The organism is Dysgonomonas sp. Marseille-Q5470 (assembly GCF_951230145.1).
Lineage (GTDB): Bacteria > Bacteroidota > Bacteroidia > Bacteroidales > Dysgonomonadaceae > Dysgonomonas.
Map to the genome: position 1 here is coordinate 196,742 of NZ_CATNVE010000004.1, position 17,961 is coordinate 214,702.

Consider the following 17,961-nt stretch of genomic DNA (forward strand, 5'->3'; position numbering starts at 1 on the left):
ATATATGTAAATATTTTCGGAGGCGAGTAAAAGGGCTGTTGCTATTATTTGCTCCGACAAAAATAAAATTGATAACTGCCAAATACTGTCATGTTCTTAATGTTTTACATTTTCATTCCTTTATCCTTCTTTATTATAGGTGTTATGATTTGCTTCCTCTTTTCCTCCTCTTTAGCTTCTACTACTCTCGGATCGCCCCATGACTCTTTATATTCCGTATCAGTTTTCTTCTCTTTCCACAGATATGGATGAGCGAATCTACCATCATACCATTTCACTTTAGCTTTAGTTATAAAGCCCTTTTCTATCAAAATCTTATCTCTGAGTCGCATCTCATATTTACCATATTTTATGGACTTTTCTGGGTTTTTATTGCTAAATGAGATATTGTCCTTATCATCATTGGCAAATGCATATGCAGAAAATTTAGTGTTGTCATTGGGATGAATCATGTTTTCAACAAAGATAATACCGCCTTCTCTCAATACTTTTTCCTGTTCGTCTGATAGCTCAACACCCAAAACAACAAGATTTCGTTTAACGGATATAGGTTGGATTTCTGTCTTTTTCTGTACTTCGTGTTTAGCTTTTTGTTCGGCCTGTTCTCGCAGAAATTCCTCTCGACCTCGTTTCTTCGCTTCTTCAATATTCTTATCAAACTCTTTTTTTAGATTTCCGAAACTAAATTTCCGATCAATATCCGAGCCTTTGAAAGCAATATTGTCGTATCGAAACGATACTCCTTCAATCTCTCTGGTCGTTCGTTTGAATTTGTAATCAATCTCAATATTGAATTTTTGAAGAGCGAATCGTAAATCTGCCGGATTCTTACAACTGGATAAAACAGATTTTATAGCATCATAGATATGATATTTTGTCTTGTCGGGATTGTCTAATTTCTGCCGTTTTACATTGTCTTTACCCTTACCATAAGTCAGATTATACTTGTCTTTTAGCTTCTTACAAGCCTTGATGTTTCGTTTGTAATCGTTGTTGACGGAGATAAGTTTTAAGTTGTTGTCAATACGGTTATAGACAATATGCAGGTGGGCATTATCCGTATTGTGATGTCGGACAATGATATATTGCGTATTTTTGATTCCCATTTCCTGCATATATTCTTTGGCTAGTTGGAGCATAAAATCATTGGTCATTTTTCCTTTATCTTCGGGAGAAAAGGATATTGGAATATGGCCAACAGGTTGCTTTATCTCTTTTCGTCCCGAACGTTGTATGGCAAAACTGCGGATCATATCTTTCGCACTATCCGCCCATACTCCTTCGGCCTCGAGCAATTCGGCTGTGTCATTGATCACATAATTCACACAGCCTTTAAATGATTTCCCTTTGATGTTTTTAGCGATCATCCAACAATTGTTTGATTTGAAGTGCAATATTTACGATCTCTACACTAACTTGAGCGAATCCCGATTTGTTAGCCTGTTTGGCTATCTGATTCAGATTATTCCCCATACCACCGAGCTTCCGTATGAGGTCAAGTTCTTCCAAAGTAAAACGAGATTTGACACCTCCTTTCAAGGTCATCTCCCGAGCATATTGAGTTGCTTTCATTCCCAATTTCTCTGCTTTTTCCTTCACGGTTTTAAAATCTTCTTCGGTCAATTTCAGATTAATCGAAGTAGAAAGTTTTACTTTTTCTTTCTTTGGACGACCTCTTTTAGCGCTGTCACTCTTCTTATTTTCCATAACTACTTTGTTTAAGGTTATGGAAAACTGAGTGTCTCCAAACACTCAGGCGAGCCGAAACGAAAGTGACCATCGGGAGATGAAGTGCAGGATTGCTCCACAGCCACGACAGTCAAGTGACCATCGGGAGCAGACTGTTCGGGGCTGAGCCCCCTGCAAGGGCAAGGTATGCACGGAAGTAGCCCAAAGAGACGTTAGTCGAATTTTGGGTTACCCGTGCGATTACCTTGCTCCTTTGACGACGAGAAAAAAATAAAGAGGCGGTAGTCTCTTTGTTTTTTGAATCGGTGGCAACATTTGCACTCAGGTCTGAGCATAAAGTCAAAACGCCCGGACTTAGCAATACGGTCAGTGTATTGCCTATTGCTCTTCAAGGGTAGGCAGAGCAAATGAATAGTAGAAAGTGGATTGGATTTCTCATATAGCAGTATAATTTAGATGTATCCGACATGGACACTGTAGCAAAGATAGATTGTTAATTCGATAGTTATATCATTGACAATATGACGTGTATAGCTTTGCTTGAACATGCTTTTATTTGCCATATTGCCAGACAAAATTGAGTCACTGTTATTGCTCTTATTGGTAATATTACTATCTTTAGTACATGTATAATGGTGAGCAAGACATAGATTATGATAGTAATGTTCCTGAAGTATTTCGGGCTGTGCAGCAGAGTCTCAATGACTTTGTAGCAATCAACTATGAAACGGCACTTGGTTTGGTCTCACAGCCACAACTCACTGAGGCGGAACTACTCCACTATAAAAGCAAAGTGCTGGATATCATCCGTAACAATCCTCCTTTGGCAAGCTTGCCCAAATACCTTCGTGACGATAGAGAGGATTATCTATGGTACAGTGACTTTTGCGACGAGATAAGCAAAGATGTTTATCATCAGTATCGTACATTTATAAAACCAACAAATACAATAACTCCAAGCAACTATACCGCAGAGCTAATCAAAATTGATTTGCCCTATTTCCGAGAATTGGTAGACCTCGTAAGTTTAGAACGATTATGTATAAAATATGAGAAACTTCTTCCAAAACCTAAAGTAGAGATCATTAAGGAAGAGACACCCATACAAGAAACTACCATTGCCAAAGAGACTAAAGCTACAGCTAAATCTACCAAACGTTCTTACCAATCCAAACTAAGCAAAGAGCAATACGCTTTATTAGCCAACTGCATAGAAACTATCAAATTGTTTCGCTCAAAAATTAAAGTAGCTGAACTAAAGAAACTACTTTCAGGAAAACTACCTGAACCGCTACAAGTAACCAACCAAAAGACATTGGTCTATCTCCTTGACCAACTGAGCGAACACAAGTACATTAAAGCCCAATGGGTTTCGGTTGCCGATGGGAATAAAGACTTTATTTCTTTTCGCACAGAAGGCAACAAAGAAAGATATGGTGATAATAAACACTATATTGGTATGCAACAACTACTCAACTGCCGTAACCGCAACAAACGGGAACAGATATTTGGGCTTGAAGATATAGATACCTTGATAGAGAAATTGGGGGAATATAGCCGTCAATAGTTAAAAAATCTTACCATCCTGTATTTCCTATAAATATTTATGTCCCAACCTGAACTAATATTATCTACTCAAATAGAGCATGTTAACATAAAATAGTTGATTGCCTACTATTCTCAGATTATTCCTTTCCAAGTACACACCTAAATCATAACAGGCTTATAATAAACACTATACAACCCCAACCTGTTAGGTAAGGCTATTATGCTCACAGCGCAGGGCTTGAGAATGTGCTATACTTGCACCTGAGTTCGGAAACAGCAATATAAAAAGTCGTATACTGCTTATCCTTTCGGAAAATGTAGAATCATGGGCAAGACCAATCGTATCAGAGATGTTTGAATGAATATTATCATTCTAATTTAATGAATCCTATTTATAAACATTAAAAAACAAGTATCGTATGAAAGATGAGTCTGAAAATAAAGAACAGCCTTTGGATAATAAAGAACTTATATCTCAATTTATAGGGGAGGACAGCACATGAGTAGCTAGCTCAGCCAGAGGCAAGCTTTCTCGCAAAAAAGACGAGGAAGAGTATACCAACCGATTTTTGGCAACACGGAAAATCAAGGATTATACTCCGGTTTATATTGATGTTCGGATGAAAGAGAAACTCCAGATGCTAGTTGCCTCGTTGCAACATATTGTACCCGAGATCACTCCGACTATGCTGTTGTCGAATATTCTTGCCGATCACTTGTTCCAAAACAAAGAGCTGATAACTCGTGCTGCCAATGAAGGGTTAAAACGTTCTCTGGCAAGTACATTTAATAACGATAAAGAGTAAATAACAACTAAACTGAATCATTATGGAGATTGTTTGTATCGATTTACATACATGGGAACTGTTGAAACGACAGATCAATAGATTAACTTCCGATATGGCTGCGTTAAGAGCCGTCTATTGTTCCAATCCCAGAGACGGATGAATGGATTCGGCAGATGTCTGCCGTGCTTTGAGTATCTCGAAACGTACTTTACAAACTTGGCGGAATAATGGGAAGATACCATTTACAATGTTGGGTGGCAAGGTCTATTATAAAGAAGAGGATATTCATTGCCTACTTCAAACAGAAATTAAACTAGCCAAGAAGTAACTTATGGATAAATTTATCAATTACGAGACCGAAGAGTTCAAGGAACTTTTGGAGCAGATAGAACAATCCATTGAGGGTGTGCAGGATGTTAGAGACAAGCATCGCCCAACATTGGCAGACGAACGTTATCTGAGCGGAGAGGAACTAATGGAATATCTCCATATCTCGCCTCGAACGCTTCAAAATCTGCGAGATAAGCGAATGATCTGTTATACAATGATTGGAGGGAAAATACTTTATCCCGAGAAAGAACTTCAAGAGGTATTGTGTAATAACTACCAATCGCCAGAATTACCCTTTTAATATGCAGATTCTAAGGAGAGGGAGTTGAAGTTGCTACTTACGCATAAAATGAAAACAAGCATTCTTGATATTAATCAGGGATGCTTGTTTTAGTTTGAAGATATGCGTCATCGTCAGGTCAGTCGTTTTCGTTGCAGGATATTCTTTTACACTTCGAGCAGGGAAACAGGCAAGCCTCGGAGCGAAAATACTATCCGTAGGATGGAGATTTTTGTTTCCGACCTGTAGGGCTTCGGGCTTGACTAGTTTGCCTTGTAAGAAGTGACTTTCTCCTGCAACAAAAGGACTGAGCTGACCATCATTGTTCTTATTCTATTCCACCTTAGCCCATTTGGGGATGATATAAGTTGATGGATTAACGGGGTTATTTTCTCTCTTTTTTCGGGGCAACATTTCTTTTTGCTTTTTAGTGATTCGTTTGATGTTTCTGAAATCGGATTCAGGTCGATCTGTTTCCAATTTATACTTATCCCCGATTTTATCTGTCAATACCGCCATATCTTTACTTATCTTGTCGTTGGTGATTTTGGCATAAATTTGAGTCGTAGTTATGCAGCTGTGCCCGAGCATTTGAGAGACTGTTTCGATGGGTACACCTTGCGAGAGGCACACTGTTGTAGCCATTGTATGGCGCCCCATATGCGACGTAACTCGCTTATTCACACCGCATAATTTAGCTATACGTTGAAGGCAACGATTCATATTATCGCTATGGCTTGGTACAGGAAATACAAAATTATTTTTAGCCACAAGACGATATTGTTCAATCAGTTGCTTTGCTATTGGCAATAATTTGACATAGAACGTAGCATTGGTTTTCTTGCGTTTAGCTATCAGCCACAATTCGCCATCAAAAGAAGTTTGAATATCATCAAAGGTCAATTTTTTGACATCTGCATAAGCCAAACCCGTAAATGCTTGAAAAACGAAGATATCCCGAATCTGACGTTGTTTGTATCTTCTGAGTTCTACAGTCATAAACCTTCGAAGTTCATCTTCGGTCAAATAACCTCTATCCCGAGTTTGTGCTTTGAATCGGAAGCTGGCAAAAGGATTGATATGGATATACCCCTTGCGTTGAGCGATCAACATAATTTGTTTCAGTTTGGTCACGGATGTAAGCAAAGTACTGCCCGCCAGCTTGCGTTCTTCCAATAAATAGGCATAATAGTCCTCTATAAATTGTGGCTCTATTTCCTTAATCGGAATATCGGAAAGATTATATCTATCTCGAAGAAACATCTCTACTCTCCTGCGATTAATAATTAGTTGCTCGTATGAACCTTCCGTTCTATCCTTACCTACACGTCTGCTGTATTGCTCGTAGAACTCATCGGCGATAGAGAAGAAAGTTCGGAACTCATCGCCAAAGCCGAGATAAGCGTTTTTAACTTTTTCAGCAGAAACAAAATTATCCTTGTCACAGATGCTTTGATATTGCTTGCCGATTTGGGTTTTGATGTTGTCTAACTTCTGATTGATTTTCTGTGCTTCAAGACTTTTGCCTAATGCTCGGTTTGCTTTGGTATCCCACAACTCGGGCTTTATGCTTAGCTTACAGCTAAACTGCGAGATGGTACTGTTTACAGTGATTCTTCCCATTATAGGAGCTTTACCATCTTTTAAATTGTTCTTTTTTAGGTAAAACAAAACCTTGAATGTACTTCTTGCCATAACTCTAATTTTTTAATTACAAATTTAGTTTACTTAGAGTTATCCGGTGCTATGCAAAATTACGCAAACTATTGAATAAGTGACGAATAAACTCCAGTTGAACAAAGTTACTCAGGTAACGATTTAGTAACTGAATTCACCGTCATCTTTGCTTTTTTGTGCATTTATTCTCTTTTGGCTAAAAGAACCGTTTTGCTTAATCCGTTGATTAAGTTTTAATTACATTCTTTTGCTCTCCCTTTTCTAAATGGCTGCTGTTTCCTTCAAATATTCATTCATCTTTTGATTGCTGTGTAAAGGGAGAAGTTTATCACTTCCCAACCTCCTGTATTTGCGAATAATGCTCAAAGGAACCTCTAACAATGGGATATTGGCTTCTACATCTGATTTTTGTCTATTCAGGCGTAACCATTTTTGTCCGAAGCCATCTTCATATATATTATCAGTAGTCAGGTTCGTAACATCTATATAAGCAATACCCGTGAAGCACTGGAACGCAAATATATCTCTAACCTCTTCTAATCTTTCAGAATCAAATTGTTTTGATAGAAGTTTCTTAAGTTCAGGTTCTATTAAGAATTGTTTCTTGACTGGCTTATATGACAGAGCCAGTTCATCGAAAGGATCATGAGTTATATACCTATTCTTTAGAGCGTTGGTTATAATTTGCTTTAGATATCGTAAATGTTTGACTGTTGAGTTATGACCGCAATCGCAAACAGATTTCAGATAAACTTCATAATCAGTGACGAACTGAAAATCTACACTTCGAATGGGCAAGTCTTCTTTTTTGTATTTGTACAGGATAAAATCGGCTACGCGTTTTCGTGTAGCTAAATATTTCGACAGGGTTGTTTTTCGGATTGTTTTTCCTACCAAACTTCTTTTTTGCTCTACCTTCATGTCATATAAAGCTAGAACGGTATTTTTCCTTATCTCTTTACCTAAGTAGGTGTCACGAAGTTTATCGGCTGTCACATAGCCGTCATTTTCAAGAATGGCTTTATAGTGCTTGTCTAAGGCAATAGTTATTTTATCTAAAGCATCATTGATTGTTACAGCCTCTTTAGTTCTGCCCATTGCACGACCTGTTTGACTCCACATTTCGGGTTTAACAAATTGTAAGGAACTGAACTCTGCCTTGTCACCACTGATAGAAATTCTAACACTGATAGAGGCTAATCCGTTGCTGTTTACTCTTTTCCTAGTCAAAAAAAGGATTCGATAAGTACTGTTCATAACTCAAAATTTTCACGATTAGACAAAATTATTGACTATCGCTTAGAGTTTTAGCACCCCGAATAAAGCCAAGTTAGGTCATTGTAAGTCACTTAAAACCAGCGAGTAATTCGACGGAAAGTGAACAAAACGAAGTTGAAATTTTTGTTCACTTATTTTTCACTTTACTACTGTCTTTTAGTGACTTTTCTTGGCTTCGGTGAAAAAGAAAAAAGTCTGCTAATTTACTGACTAACAGACTTTATGTCTTTGTTTGGCATTTTGTGGCTTTTGACCTTTTTGCCATTTGGTGGGCGTTGACGGATTCGAACCGCCGACCCTCTGCTTGTAAGGCAGATGCTCTGAACCAGCTGAGCTAAACGCCCTTGTTAGGGTTACATTTTCTCTCAAATGCGTGGCAAAGGTATGCAATTTTTTTATTCTACAAAACAATTTCCATACATTTTTTAGAAAAAGTATCTAAATTTTGATGCGCTATTCAGAGGCTGCTTTTTATTGCTCTATTTTCCAATTATTTACTAGAAATACAACGAATGACTATATTTTTAATTTTATATGTATTTTTCCCAATAGAGCTGTAATCCCGATAGTCAAAAATGAAAAAATGATACATTTTACTAATCCGATAGGAGAGGTGGTCAGCGATTCGGGAAGAGAAAATGACGTTAATACGAAAATGGCATATAAAAAATAAGGGATCAGATAGCAGGTAAGCGTGGCAGTCCCTGCCGGTTTTATAATGCCAAACCAAGATGCTTTGTTCTGAATGTCGGTCAACCAATACATCAATACGTATAAAAGGATGGAAATTCCTGTGCACAAGAATAGCCATGTAGGTGTCGCTTGTATTTTGGAGATAATCCAAAAGTTGTGAGCTGCAAATCCGCCTAGAATGAATATAATACCGATAAAGGTCGATGTTAGCATTTTTTTCTTTATGCCGATACCCAGTTCAGATTCATTGAAAAGCAGAGATATGAGCATCCCACTCATCGTAAAAGCATGAAAGCATCCATTGCCTGGGATAATTCCATCAAAGATACCCAGCCAATGATTCGACCCGCCAATGCATAGTAGTATAAAAGCAAAGAGGGCAACAATGAGGTAACCTTTATTTTTGTTTAGGAATAGATACAAAATAGCACACAGCAGGTATGTCCATCCGATAAGTCCCAGTATGCCCCACCAACGAGGTTGAAAAACTCCTCCTTCTGCATCTCTAAACATAAAAGCTAATATAGCCAGAATGACTATACCTATAATTTTCAATCCGGAATATAAATTCTGCCTTGTTTTATTCTCTGTTTTGGGGTATACATTCCAGATAAGGAAAAAAGCCAAAAGCATAATTAGTGTAAATATAGGTTTGCTGATGCCTATGCTCGCCGCTACGCCCGATTCAAGGTTTACGGTAAACAAACCCATTACCAAAAGAGCGATAGAACGAATAATGATGTGCTTCAAAATTCCACTGTTCGAATCACCTTTCTTCTTCCTTATCTCAATAGCCAAAGGAATAGACATTCCTAGAATGAAGAGAAACGAAGGAAAAACAATGTCCGAAAAGCCGAGCATGTCTTCATTCGCTGCCGCATGTTCGAGCCAATGGGGTACATTGCTTACACTCCATAGGTCGTTCACAAAAATCATAAAAAACATTGTTAAAGCTCTGTATACATCTATCGATGCTATACGTTTGGGTTTTTCTGTGAGCGCAGAAGTCATAAAGTGGTCAGATTAGATTATTAAGATTCTATTTTGCTAAAAAACAAAGATATAAAAAAAGAAAAGCGAAAGTTTATACTTTCGCTTTTCTGATATAAATAATTATCGTATTTGCTTATTTCGCACTTGCTTGTATAACATCTACAGTTGTACCCCAAGTTTCGGAAGGTTTGTCACCCATTGTAAACTCTAGTGTACCTCCATTGATAATATCATTGAAGTTGATATAATATTTGTCGTAAGGCTGTCCGTTAAGAGTTACGCTCTGGATGTACTTGTTTGCAGCACTGTTGTTTTTTGCGACAATGTTCAATACCTTGCCATCTTTAACCTTCACAGTAGCTTTGTCTACAATCGGACTACCGAAGATATATTTTCCTCCGGCAGGCTCAACCTGATAGAATCCAAGAGCAGACAATACATACCATGCCGACATTTGTCCTACGTCTTCATTTCCTGAAAGACCTGCAGGTTGATCATGATACATTACAGACATCACTTCACGAGCTCTTTCTGCTGTTTTCCATGGTTGACCTACGTATGGATACATATAGATTACGTGGTGGCTCGGTTCGTTTCCGTGAGCGTATTGACCGATCAATCCACTGATGTCAGGAGAAGCATCTTTTCCTAGCGACCCTTCTACGATGAATAAAGAATCCAGTTTTTGTACAAATTTTTCCTTGCTTCCAAACAGGTCTACAAGTCCTTGTACATCATGAGGAACTAACCATGTATATTGCCAAGCATTTCCTTCTGTATAGTCGTTTTCGCGATGAATAGATTCGAATGGATTAAATGGAGTTCTAAATTTACCATCAGAAGAAAGACCTCTCATAAAGCCTGTTGACTTGTCAAAAAAGTGAGTGTATGCTTTACTGCGTTTCAAGAAATATTCGTAATCTTCAGTTTTTCCCATTTTTTGAGCTACCTGAGCAATAGTCCAGTCTGCAATAGCATATTCCATTGTTTTAGCTACACTTTCGTTTCCTTTATCGTAAGGGATATAGCCGTACTGTTTTAGATAGTTCAAGCCTCTTTCGTCTAGCATAGCCGACTTTTTCATAGCTTCATACGCCAGGTCTTTATCAAACCCGTCATAACCTTTCAAGATAGCATCTGCCACAACAGATATACCCGGGTTACCAACCATACAGTCTGTTTCGCAACCCATCAGGTGCCATACAGGAAGCTTGCCTTGTTGCTGATATATTGTAAGCATTGTATTGATGATATCACTCATCTTTTCAGGATGGATAATAGTCATCAATGGGTGAGCAGCTCTGTAAGTATCCCACAAAGAGAATGTAGTGTAATTTTTGAAAGCTCCCTTCTGGTGCATTTGCCCGTCAGAACCTCTGTAATCGTTATTTACATCGCAAAATTCGGATGGAGCAATCATTGTGTGATAAAGAGCTGTATAGAACACACGTTTAGCGGCAGCATCGTTTGTTTCTATCTGTATCTTGCTCAATTCTTCGTTCCATGCTTTGTCTGCATCTGTAATTGTTTGCTCAAAGTTCCATCCCGGTAGTTCGGCTTGCATGTTTAATTTTGCATTTTCGATGCTTACCGGAGAAATAGCTACCTTAACATATACATTTTCTTTATCCTTTGTATCGAACAATACCTGTCCGTATGCTTTTCTCGCATTGATGCTATTTCCTGCTTTCACCTCTGTAGAATCTGATACAACAAATTGCTTCATTGGTTTAGAGAATACAGCTGTGAAGAATATGCGCTGGTCTACAGCCCATCCTTTCGAATAGCGGTATCCTGATATTACAGAGTCGTTTTCTTGAACAAGGTATCCTTCCATTGGGCTGTCCCAACCGATACCATGTTGAAGATCGATGATTACCTTTGCTGAGTCTGATTGAGGGAATGTATATTTGTGGAACCCAACTCTTTTGGTTGCAGTTAACTCCACATCAACATTAAATCTGTCGAGGTGAACAGCATAGTATCCAGCTTTTACCTTTTCGGTCTCACGTCTGAATAAAGAATATATTCCTGATTTAGGGTCTTTAAGATCTCCTCTTTTTAGAACTACGTTACCTGTTGCAGGCATAAATGAAATATCGCCCAAGTCGCCGATACCGGTTCCACTAAGGTGCATATGTCCAAAACCGATAATGGTAGAATCTGAAATATGATATCCCGAGCACCAATCCCATCCTTGCGAATAGTTTGTTGGTCCTAACTGAACCAATCCGAAAGGTACATTCGCTCCTACAAATACGTGCCCATGGTCGCCGGTTCCGATATATGGATCGACAAATTGAGTAAGATTAGGCGTCGCATCCAATTGTTTCGTCCCCTCGCAAGAACTTAAAAATCCACACAAAATAAGCCATATTGAGATGGCCTTCGTCATTCTGATTAAATTAAATGTCATTGTTCTATTAGATTACTATATTAAATTATTTAATTATTAACATATTGTTTGCCTGTAAATACAGACAGAATCATTAGGCAATTTATTTGAGATTGTAAAGTTATTTATTTTAATTAAAAAATATTCGAATAATCGATTTATTGCTTTTTTTTAACCAGTTCTTAGGCTTATTGAGCCGAATTAACTATTTGAAATAAATCAGAATTGTATTTAGAACATGTTATTCTCCATCTTTGATTGCTTATGAAGTAAAGATGAAAAGTATTTCATTTTTGGTACATATTTTTTAAATGTTAAAAAGGGCAAGGGGTGAGAGAAAATTTTGATAATTTTAGAAAAAATAAAAGTTTGTTCGAAATGAAATAAACAGGTTCTTAATAATTTAATTTTATCTTTGTGTTATTCCGGCCTCAAAATATGTCATTGGAAAATAAGACAGTTTCTGTTCCGTTTGATATATAAATTTCACGGATGAAGTAAGCTAATATGAAGCATCTCTTTACTGTCATTATATTGTTTACTAGCATTGCCGCTTTTTCTCAGAAAAAATATGTGTTTAGTGGCAAAATATATAGTGAAGGAGATAATACTCCGCTCGCCGGAGTTGCCATCGCTGCAAAAGAGCATACTCAATCTGCCGGTTTTAGCGATGCTGTCGGCAGCTTCTCTCTGCAATTACCTTCGGGCGAATATAGTGTTATATTCAAGCTGTTGGGCTATGATACCAAACACCTTAAGATCATAATAGATAAGGATTTCTCTCAGGATATTGTTTTGACAAAAGACATTGTTTCTCTCAAAGAAATAGAGGTGCTGGCTGTAAAATCGGATGATAACGTGAAGCGAGTGCAGTCGGGGGTTGAAAAGCTGGAAATAGAATCAATGAATAAAATTCCTGTGTTATTTGGCGAAAGGGATATTTTGAAAACAATTCAGCTGCTGCCCGGCGTACAAACTGCGGGAGAGGGCAATATCGGATTTTATGTGCGGGGAGGAAGCAGTGACCAAAATCTGATACTGCTCGATAATGCAACAGTGTATAACCCTTCTCACCTTTTTGGGTTTTTCTCAACATTCAATTCCGATGCTGTAGATAATATGACTATCTATAAGGGTTCTATGCCTGCCCAATACGGAGGACGACTGTCTTCGACACTCGATGTGAGCATGCGTGATGGTGATTTGAAAAACTATCACATGAATGGAGGTATTGGGTTGATCTCCTCCCGGCTTACATTAGAAGGCCCCATACAGAAGGAAAAATCATCTTTTATTGTTTCTGCCAGACGTACTTATGCTGATGCCTTGGCTCGTACGGTCGGCGTAGAGCAGGTAAAAGGGTCGACATTATACTTTTATGACCTGAATGCAAAGCTTACTTACGCTTTGTCGAATAAAGATAAACTGACACTGACAGCTTATCATGGAAAGGACAAGCTAGGTCTTGATCAGATAGCAACAATGGATTGGGGGAATACAATCGCCGCTCTGAAATGGAATCATATCTTTGATTCGAAAAAGGTTTCGACCACCACTCTTTCGTATACCGACTATAAATACAATGTAAGTGTAGATCTCACGACAGGGTTTAATGTTATGTCGCGGATAAGGGATATCAATTTCAATCAGGATTTTGTGTTCTATCCCAACGAAAAGAATTTGATACGCTTCGGCTTCAACTCTATCTATCACCAGATTGTACCCGGAGAATTGGTAAGTAAAGACCCATCTCAACTAAAAGTATCGCCGTATGCCCATCGTTATTCATGGGAGAATACACTGTATGCCTCTAACGATATGAAGCTTAGCGATAAACTGGAATTTAGTTATGGTGTTAGGCTGTCTTCTTTCAGCGTGCTGGGCGGAAGCGATTATTATACTTTCAATGAAGAAGACCAGTCTATAAAGGATACAATTGCCACTAAAAGGGGAGAGTTCCTTAAAACATATTGGAGTATAGAGCCACGACTTTCGCTGGCATATCAGCTAAACGAGTCGTCCTCTATTAAGGCTGCTTATGCGCTTACAAGGCAAAACCTGCATCTGCTCACTACATCGAATATGTCTAGTCCGATTGATCGCTGGATATCGAATACCGATTATATAAAACCCGAAGTGGCGAATCAAGTTTCGTTGGGTTATTTTCGCAACTTCCAGAATAATATTTTTGAGTTTAGTGCAGAGGTGTATTACAAAGATCTGAAAAATCAGATAGATTATAAAGATGGCGCAGATGTAAGGGCTAAAGAAGTTATAGAAACCGAACTCTTGTTTGGTAAAGGAAGAGCCTACGGATTGGAGCTTTTCCTGAAAAAGAAATACGGTCGTTTTAATGGTTGGGTAGGTTATACCCTGTCTCGCAGCGAACGCAAAATAGATAAGATAAATGACGGTAAATGGTATGCAGCCAATCAGGATAGGACGCACGATATTTCTGCTGTCGGTATTTATGAACTGAGCAAAAAGTGGACATTGTCGGCTACATGGGTTTTTGCTACAGGCAGCCCCATGACATTTCCGTCGGGGAAGTATGTCATTGATGGGCATGCTATATATTATTACGAAGGCAGGAATCATTATAGAGCCCCTTCTTATCATCGGCTCGATTTGGGAGCTATGTGTGTCTTAAAGAAGACAAAGAAATATACATCCGAGCTTTCGTTCGGCTTGTATAATGCATACGCCCGTAAAAATCCTTATATGTTTGGCTTTAGACAAAACGAAGATGACAGGTCAGCGTCAGAGTCGTATATGATTTATTTATTTAGTGTTGTACCCTCAATTTCGTGGAACTTTAAGTTCTGAAAATTATGGTTATTGTAAATAAATGTCTTTATATAATTTTTCTTCTCACATTGCTCACAGCATGTGAAGAGGTTGTTCAGCTAGACCTTGCTCAGGCTCCGCCCAGAGATGTAATTGATGCTTCTATAAAAGAAGGGGCACCGTGTTTTGTACTGTTGACTCAAACAAAAGGTTTTTATGATAAAGAATCTTACAATCGTTTGTCGGGGGCTAAGGTTGAATTGACAGACGATAAAGATAATGCTGATATATTCATAGAAAGCCAGCAGGAAGCGGGTTTTTATGTTTCTTCAATTGTAGGCAGGGTAGGACGTACATATACATTGAAGGTCACCATAGGAGATAATATTTATACATCAGAGGCTAGAATTCCCAATATCGTACCCATCGATAGTGTTTATATTTATAAGGTTACGGTAGCCAACGAGGCTATTTATTCGCCATGCGTGGTTTTTTATGATCCTGTAGATGTAGAGAATTATTACTATACAACACTCTATGTAAACGAAAAGGCGATGAAATCCTTATACTTAGATAGCGATAAATACCGCAATGGGCTGAAAGTCGAAAATATTCTACTGTTTGATAAGGAAGATAATAATGACGAAGCTCTCAAGGCAGGAGATAAGTTAAGAATTGAGATGCAAACATTGGATAAGGGAATGTATACTTTCTACAGATCATTGAGCAGTGTTGCCGCCGGAGGGGGGACCAATCCTCTTACCAATATTGTTGGCGGTGCATTGGGTTGCTTTAAGGCTTACAATTCCGTTTTTGTTAATTATACAGTTACCGAAGACGATATGAATAAATAATAATTTCCGTATCTTTGTTCTCATAGTCTATAAATATTGGTAACTATATGTTTAAATTTCTTGGATTCTTATTACTTATCGGACTTTTCGGTTTCCTTATTTTAGGAATATTTTTGGGCAGGGTTATTCGCTTCTTTGGTCCATCTTCGGATAGGGCTAAGAGTAATCGTCGTCAGACCAATAACAATTCACGGTCGACAGCTGAGGATACCACTCAAAAGAAATTCTCGAAAAATGAAGGCGAATATGTCAATTACGAAGAAATAAAAGAAGAATAACCAATCGGTTATTCTTCAAAGTTTATTTTTTCATCTATAATATACTCCGGCCTGCTTTTTACTTCATCAAAGAGTACCCCGATATACTGTCCCAGCACTCCGATTGTTATTAGTTGTACACCACCAAAGAATATAATTATAATTATAGTAGAAGTCCATCCTGTAATCACATTCGTGAAGCCCAAAAGATGCCCGAGCCACACCCACAATCCATAAATAATTCCGATAAAGAAAGCGATGGAACCCAGACTGATGGATAACATCAAAGGTTTTTTGGAAAAATAAAGAAGAGCTTTTTTTGCGAAAGAGAGCATTTTCTTGAGCGGATATTTTGTTTCTCCGGCAAAGCGTGCGTCCCTGTTGTAATAGAATGGAACTTGCTTGAACCCTATCCAGCTGATAAGTCCACGAATATACTTTCCTTTCTCTTTTAGTCCGTTGAAGGCATTTATTGCCTTTCTGTCTACGAGTCGGAAATCGCCTGTGTCTTCGGGGAATTCTACTTCCGATAGATTATTCATTGTTCTGTAAAAGAGTTTGGCTGTCGCTTTCTTAAAAGCAGTTTCACCCTCTCGTTTTTTCCTTACACAGTAAACAACGCTGGCTTCTTCCTTACGTTGCGTTTCAATGAGATCAGGAATCAATTCGGGAGGGTCTTGCAAATCCGCATCAATAATTACTGCCAAGTCGGTCTTACAGAGATTCATTCCGGCTGTTACAGCGGGTTGATGCCCAAAGTTGCGAGAGAAATGAATAACTCTCGCTTTATCATCTTGCGATGCTATATGATCGAGTATATATCTCGTATTATCTTTGCTACCGTCATTTATAAAAATTATATATCCCACTACATCATCGAGTGAGTTTAGAACCTCTTTTGTTCTCCTGTAAAACTCCTGTATAACTGCTTCTTCGTTATAACAAGGGACAATAACGGATAGTGTTTGCATCTTTTATCTAATCTATTAATAAATATATTGAATCAGGGGTATATGTATTATCTGGAGAATAGATAACCCAATCGGTGAGAAGATCCAATGGGTATGTTTTTATGTCGCCTTCATTGAGGCCAGCAATCCAATAAGGCTGATTCAGTAGCTTTCCTTCTATCTGATTACCTGCTATAGAAATGACTTCGTACCACAGATGCTCTTTATCCGTTTCCGACTCTGAATTATCTACAATTAGTCCCAGCTTAACAAGGAATGTCCAACCCGCTTCATCCTCTTCTTTTTTCGAGCTGAACAGGCTCTTTAAGAATGATTTCTTTTCAGGCTGCTTATGTTCTTTGCTGAACACGTTGGCAAATACTCCGAAACGCTCTTTAGCCAAAGCGCTCATCCTGTTTGTTTCTTCTGTAGTTATATAGTAAATTGGATTCTCGGCAAGAGTAGAGGTATATATCTCGGGTGAAATCATATTGCCGTCTTCTACTGCAAACAGTATGCCCGAAGGTTCAGCATGCACATTGTCCACCTCATCGCGGTCGCCCGCACCTCCAAGTATATTTTGAGGAAGGTCTTTCAATGCCTCTTCCCATCTTAGCCAGCAGAGGTTTATGCCCATGCCGTCGTAGCCAATGGTAAATCTCTCTTTTTCTTTTGCCGGGTCGGTCAGGAATTTCTTTACCGTCATATTTATCAGCGTATTCATTTGCTCAGCACCCTGACTGAAGTTGAGCATTTCCAACTCTACCGACCCACAACGGTGCAGGCCATGTGTATGGAACCAATAACGTCTGTTTCCGTTTTCGCCGTCTTCGTCATACACACAGTGCAGCGTGTATAGATAGTCGGGTGAAGGGGGAATGGATGATTTTGCTGTCATGCTTAACCATTTAGCCGATAATAATCTGTAAGACATGAAGTCAAGAACCAGACTGGCATCAGGAACAATGGCGTTCATTATTTTTAATTGCAAATGAAACGAATCCAGAGGATTTAGTTCGAAGTATAGAGAAGTCTCCAAGAAGTATTCCTGCTCCATTGCTACCTGTAGCGATTCCTCGTCTATTGCATTGGCGAAACCGTAATCGTTTAGATTTATATTTTTTGTGTCGCTGATATATAGATCGACATTAAAAATAGCTTCTTTGTATTCTATTTCGGCATGAAAACTCATTATTGAGTATTCAATATCTACTTCTACCTTGTTGAAAGATTTTAAATTGAAATCTGAGTTTTGTGCTAAGGATTTTTCTATCTGCGCAGCATCGAACTTGAAGTCTTTGCTTCTGGGGTATATACCCATTGCCGAGGCTAACCCCGTTTCGCCTTCTGCCAGCAGATTATATTTTTCACTATTATCCATGTTAGTAAGTTCTGTTGAGTATTCTTTTCGTATTCTATTTATATAATATACAAACTTAATG

At 38.4% G+C, this 17,961-nt stretch carries 14 protein-coding genes, 1 tRNA gene and 1 pseudogene; 7 read left to right on the top strand and 9 right to left on the bottom strand.

Annotated features, from left to right (window positions below; all coding sequences use genetic code 11):
• Positions 1-104 precede the first annotated feature (104 nt).
• Complete coding sequence (locus QOX35_RS09345; RefSeq protein WP_252639292.1) at positions 105-1,367, bottom strand: relaxase/mobilization nuclease domain-containing protein; 1,263 nt, start codon at positions 1,365-1,367, stop codon at positions 105-107.
• Positions 1,357-1,707, bottom strand: a complete 351-nt coding sequence (locus QOX35_RS09350; RefSeq protein WP_252639293.1) for a MobC family plasmid mobilization relaxosome protein — start codon at positions 1,705-1,707, stop codon at positions 1,357-1,359. The genes QOX35_RS09345 and QOX35_RS09350 overlap by 11 nt, the downstream gene beginning before the upstream one ends.
• A 607-nt stretch (positions 1,708-2,314) precedes the next feature.
• Between QOX35_RS09350 and QOX35_RS09355 the strand changes: the two genes are divergently transcribed.
• The 4 genes and pseudogenes from QOX35_RS09355 (at position 2,315) to QOX35_RS09370 (ending at position 4,656) form a co-directional block, all read left to right on the top strand.
• A complete protein-coding gene (locus tag QOX35_RS09355; protein WP_252639294.1) occupies positions 2,315-3,256 on the top strand; it encodes a hypothetical protein in 942 nt (313 codons plus the stop codon).
• A 523-nt stretch (positions 3,257-3,779) separates the two neighbouring features.
• Positions 3,780-4,043, top strand: a pseudogene (locus tag QOX35_RS09360) (DUF3408 domain-containing protein); the annotation flags it as partial.
• 142 nt (positions 4,044-4,185) lie between these two features.
• Positions 4,186-4,353 carry a helix-turn-helix domain-containing protein gene (locus tag QOX35_RS09365; protein WP_252639296.1) on the top strand — a complete coding sequence of 56 codons (168 nt, stop codon included), beginning with the start codon at positions 4,186-4,188 and terminating at the stop codon, positions 4,351-4,353.
• Positions 4,354-4,356: 3 nt separating this feature from the next.
• Positions 4,357-4,656: a helix-turn-helix domain-containing protein gene (locus QOX35_RS09370; RefSeq protein WP_252639297.1), complete on the top strand. Its 300-nt coding sequence runs from the start codon at positions 4,357-4,359 to the stop codon at positions 4,654-4,656.
• Between the two features lie 312 nt (positions 4,657-4,968).
• On the opposite strand, the gene QOX35_RS09375 is transcribed toward QOX35_RS09370, so the two are convergent.
• The 5 genes from QOX35_RS09375 to QOX35_RS09395 all read right to left on the bottom strand — a co-directional run bounded on the left by QOX35_RS09375 (position 4,969) and on the right by QOX35_RS09395 (position 11,692).
• A complete protein-coding gene (locus QOX35_RS09375) occupies positions 4,969-6,330 on the bottom strand; it encodes a site-specific integrase (protein ID WP_283686683.1) in 1,362 nt (453 codons plus the stop codon).
• Positions 6,331-6,573: 243 nt separating this feature from the next.
• On the bottom strand, positions 6,574-7,569 hold the full coding sequence (locus tag QOX35_RS09380) for a site-specific integrase (RefSeq protein ID WP_283686684.1): 996 nt from the start codon (positions 7,567-7,569) through the stop codon (positions 6,574-6,576).
• Between the two features lie 287 nt (positions 7,570-7,856).
• Positions 7,857-7,934, bottom strand: a tRNA-Val gene (locus tag QOX35_RS09385).
• Positions 7,935-8,106: 172 nt separating this feature from the next.
• A complete protein-coding gene (locus QOX35_RS09390; RefSeq protein ID WP_283686685.1) occupies positions 8,107-9,294 on the bottom strand; it encodes a DUF5009 domain-containing protein in 1,188 nt (395 codons plus the stop codon).
• A gap of 115 nt (positions 9,295-9,409) precedes the next feature.
• On the bottom strand, positions 9,410-11,692 hold the full coding sequence (locus QOX35_RS09395; protein WP_283686686.1) for a GH92 family glycosyl hydrolase: 2,283 nt from the start codon (positions 11,690-11,692) through the stop codon (positions 9,410-9,412).
• A 486-nt stretch (positions 11,693-12,178) separates the two neighbouring features.
• Between QOX35_RS09395 and QOX35_RS09400 the strand changes: the two genes are divergently transcribed.
• Genes QOX35_RS09400 through QOX35_RS09410 form a run of 3 tightly spaced genes read left to right on the top strand, consistent with a single transcriptional unit; the run spans position 12,179 to position 15,590 of the window.
• Entirely contained in the window at positions 12,179-14,497 is a 2,319-nt protein-coding gene (locus QOX35_RS09400; RefSeq protein ID WP_283686687.1) for a TonB-dependent receptor, read from the top strand.
• 5 nt (positions 14,498-14,502) lie between these two features.
• On the top strand, positions 14,503-15,312 hold the full coding sequence (locus QOX35_RS09405; RefSeq protein WP_283686688.1) for a DUF4249 domain-containing protein: 810 nt from the start codon (positions 14,503-14,505) through the stop codon (positions 15,310-15,312).
• A 47-nt stretch (positions 15,313-15,359) separates the two neighbouring features.
• Positions 15,360-15,590: a DUF4834 family protein gene (locus tag QOX35_RS09410; RefSeq protein ID WP_252638408.1), complete on the top strand. Its 231-nt coding sequence runs from the start codon at positions 15,360-15,362 to the stop codon at positions 15,588-15,590.
• Positions 15,591-15,598: 8 nt separating this feature from the next.
• Here QOX35_RS09410 and QOX35_RS09415 read toward each other — a convergent pair whose 3' ends face one another.
• A complete protein-coding gene (locus QOX35_RS09415; protein ID WP_135104561.1) occupies positions 15,599-16,540 on the bottom strand; it encodes a glycosyltransferase family 2 protein in 942 nt (313 codons plus the stop codon).
• Positions 16,541-16,547: 7 nt separating this feature from the next.
• Positions 16,548-17,900: a DUF4026 domain-containing protein gene (locus tag QOX35_RS09420; RefSeq protein ID WP_283686689.1), complete on the bottom strand. Its 1,353-nt coding sequence runs from the start codon at positions 17,898-17,900 to the stop codon at positions 16,548-16,550.
• Between the last annotated feature and the right edge of the window lie 61 nt (positions 17,901-17,961).

Coding starts and splice junctions, on each gene's coding strand:
- QOX35_RS09410 (WP_252638408.1), top strand. CDS start 15,360: ATGTTTAAATTTCTTGGATTCTTATTACTTATCGGACTTTTCGGTTTC.
- QOX35_RS09345 (WP_252639292.1), bottom strand. CDS start 1,367: ATGATCGCTAAAAACATCAAAGGGAAATCATTTAAAGGCTGTGTGAAT.
- QOX35_RS09400 (WP_283686687.1), top strand. CDS start 12,179: ATGAAGCATCTCTTTACTGTCATTATATTGTTTACTAGCATTGCCGCT.
- QOX35_RS09380 (WP_283686684.1), bottom strand. CDS start 7,569: ATGAACAGTACTTATCGAATCCTTTTTTTGACTAGGAAAAGAGTAAAC.
- QOX35_RS09395 (WP_283686686.1), bottom strand. CDS start 11,692: ATGACATTTAATTTAATCAGAATGACGAAGGCCATCTCAATATGGCTT.
- QOX35_RS09365 (WP_252639296.1), top strand. CDS start 4,186: ATGGATTCGGCAGATGTCTGCCGTGCTTTGAGTATCTCGAAACGTACT.
- QOX35_RS09375 (WP_283686683.1), bottom strand. CDS start 6,330: ATGGCAAGAAGTACATTCAAGGTTTTGTTTTACCTAAAAAAGAACAAT.
- QOX35_RS09420 (WP_283686689.1), bottom strand. CDS start 17,900: ATGGATAATAGTGAAAAATATAATCTGCTGGCAGAAGGCGAAACGGGG.
- QOX35_RS09355 (WP_252639294.1), top strand. CDS start 2,315: ATGTATAATGGTGAGCAAGACATAGATTATGATAGTAATGTTCCTGAA.
- QOX35_RS09370 (WP_252639297.1), top strand. CDS start 4,357: ATGGATAAATTTATCAATTACGAGACCGAAGAGTTCAAGGAACTTTTG.
- QOX35_RS09390 (WP_283686685.1), bottom strand. CDS start 9,294: ATGACTTCTGCGCTCACAGAAAAACCCAAACGTATAGCATCGATAGAT.
- QOX35_RS09350 (WP_252639293.1), bottom strand. CDS start 1,707: ATGGAAAATAAGAAGAGTGACAGCGCTAAAAGAGGTCGTCCAAAGAAA.
- QOX35_RS09405 (WP_283686688.1), top strand. CDS start 14,503: ATGGTTATTGTAAATAAATGTCTTTATATAATTTTTCTTCTCACATTG.
- QOX35_RS09415 (WP_135104561.1), bottom strand. CDS start 16,540: ATGCAAACACTATCCGTTATTGTCCCTTGTTATAACGAAGAAGCAGTT.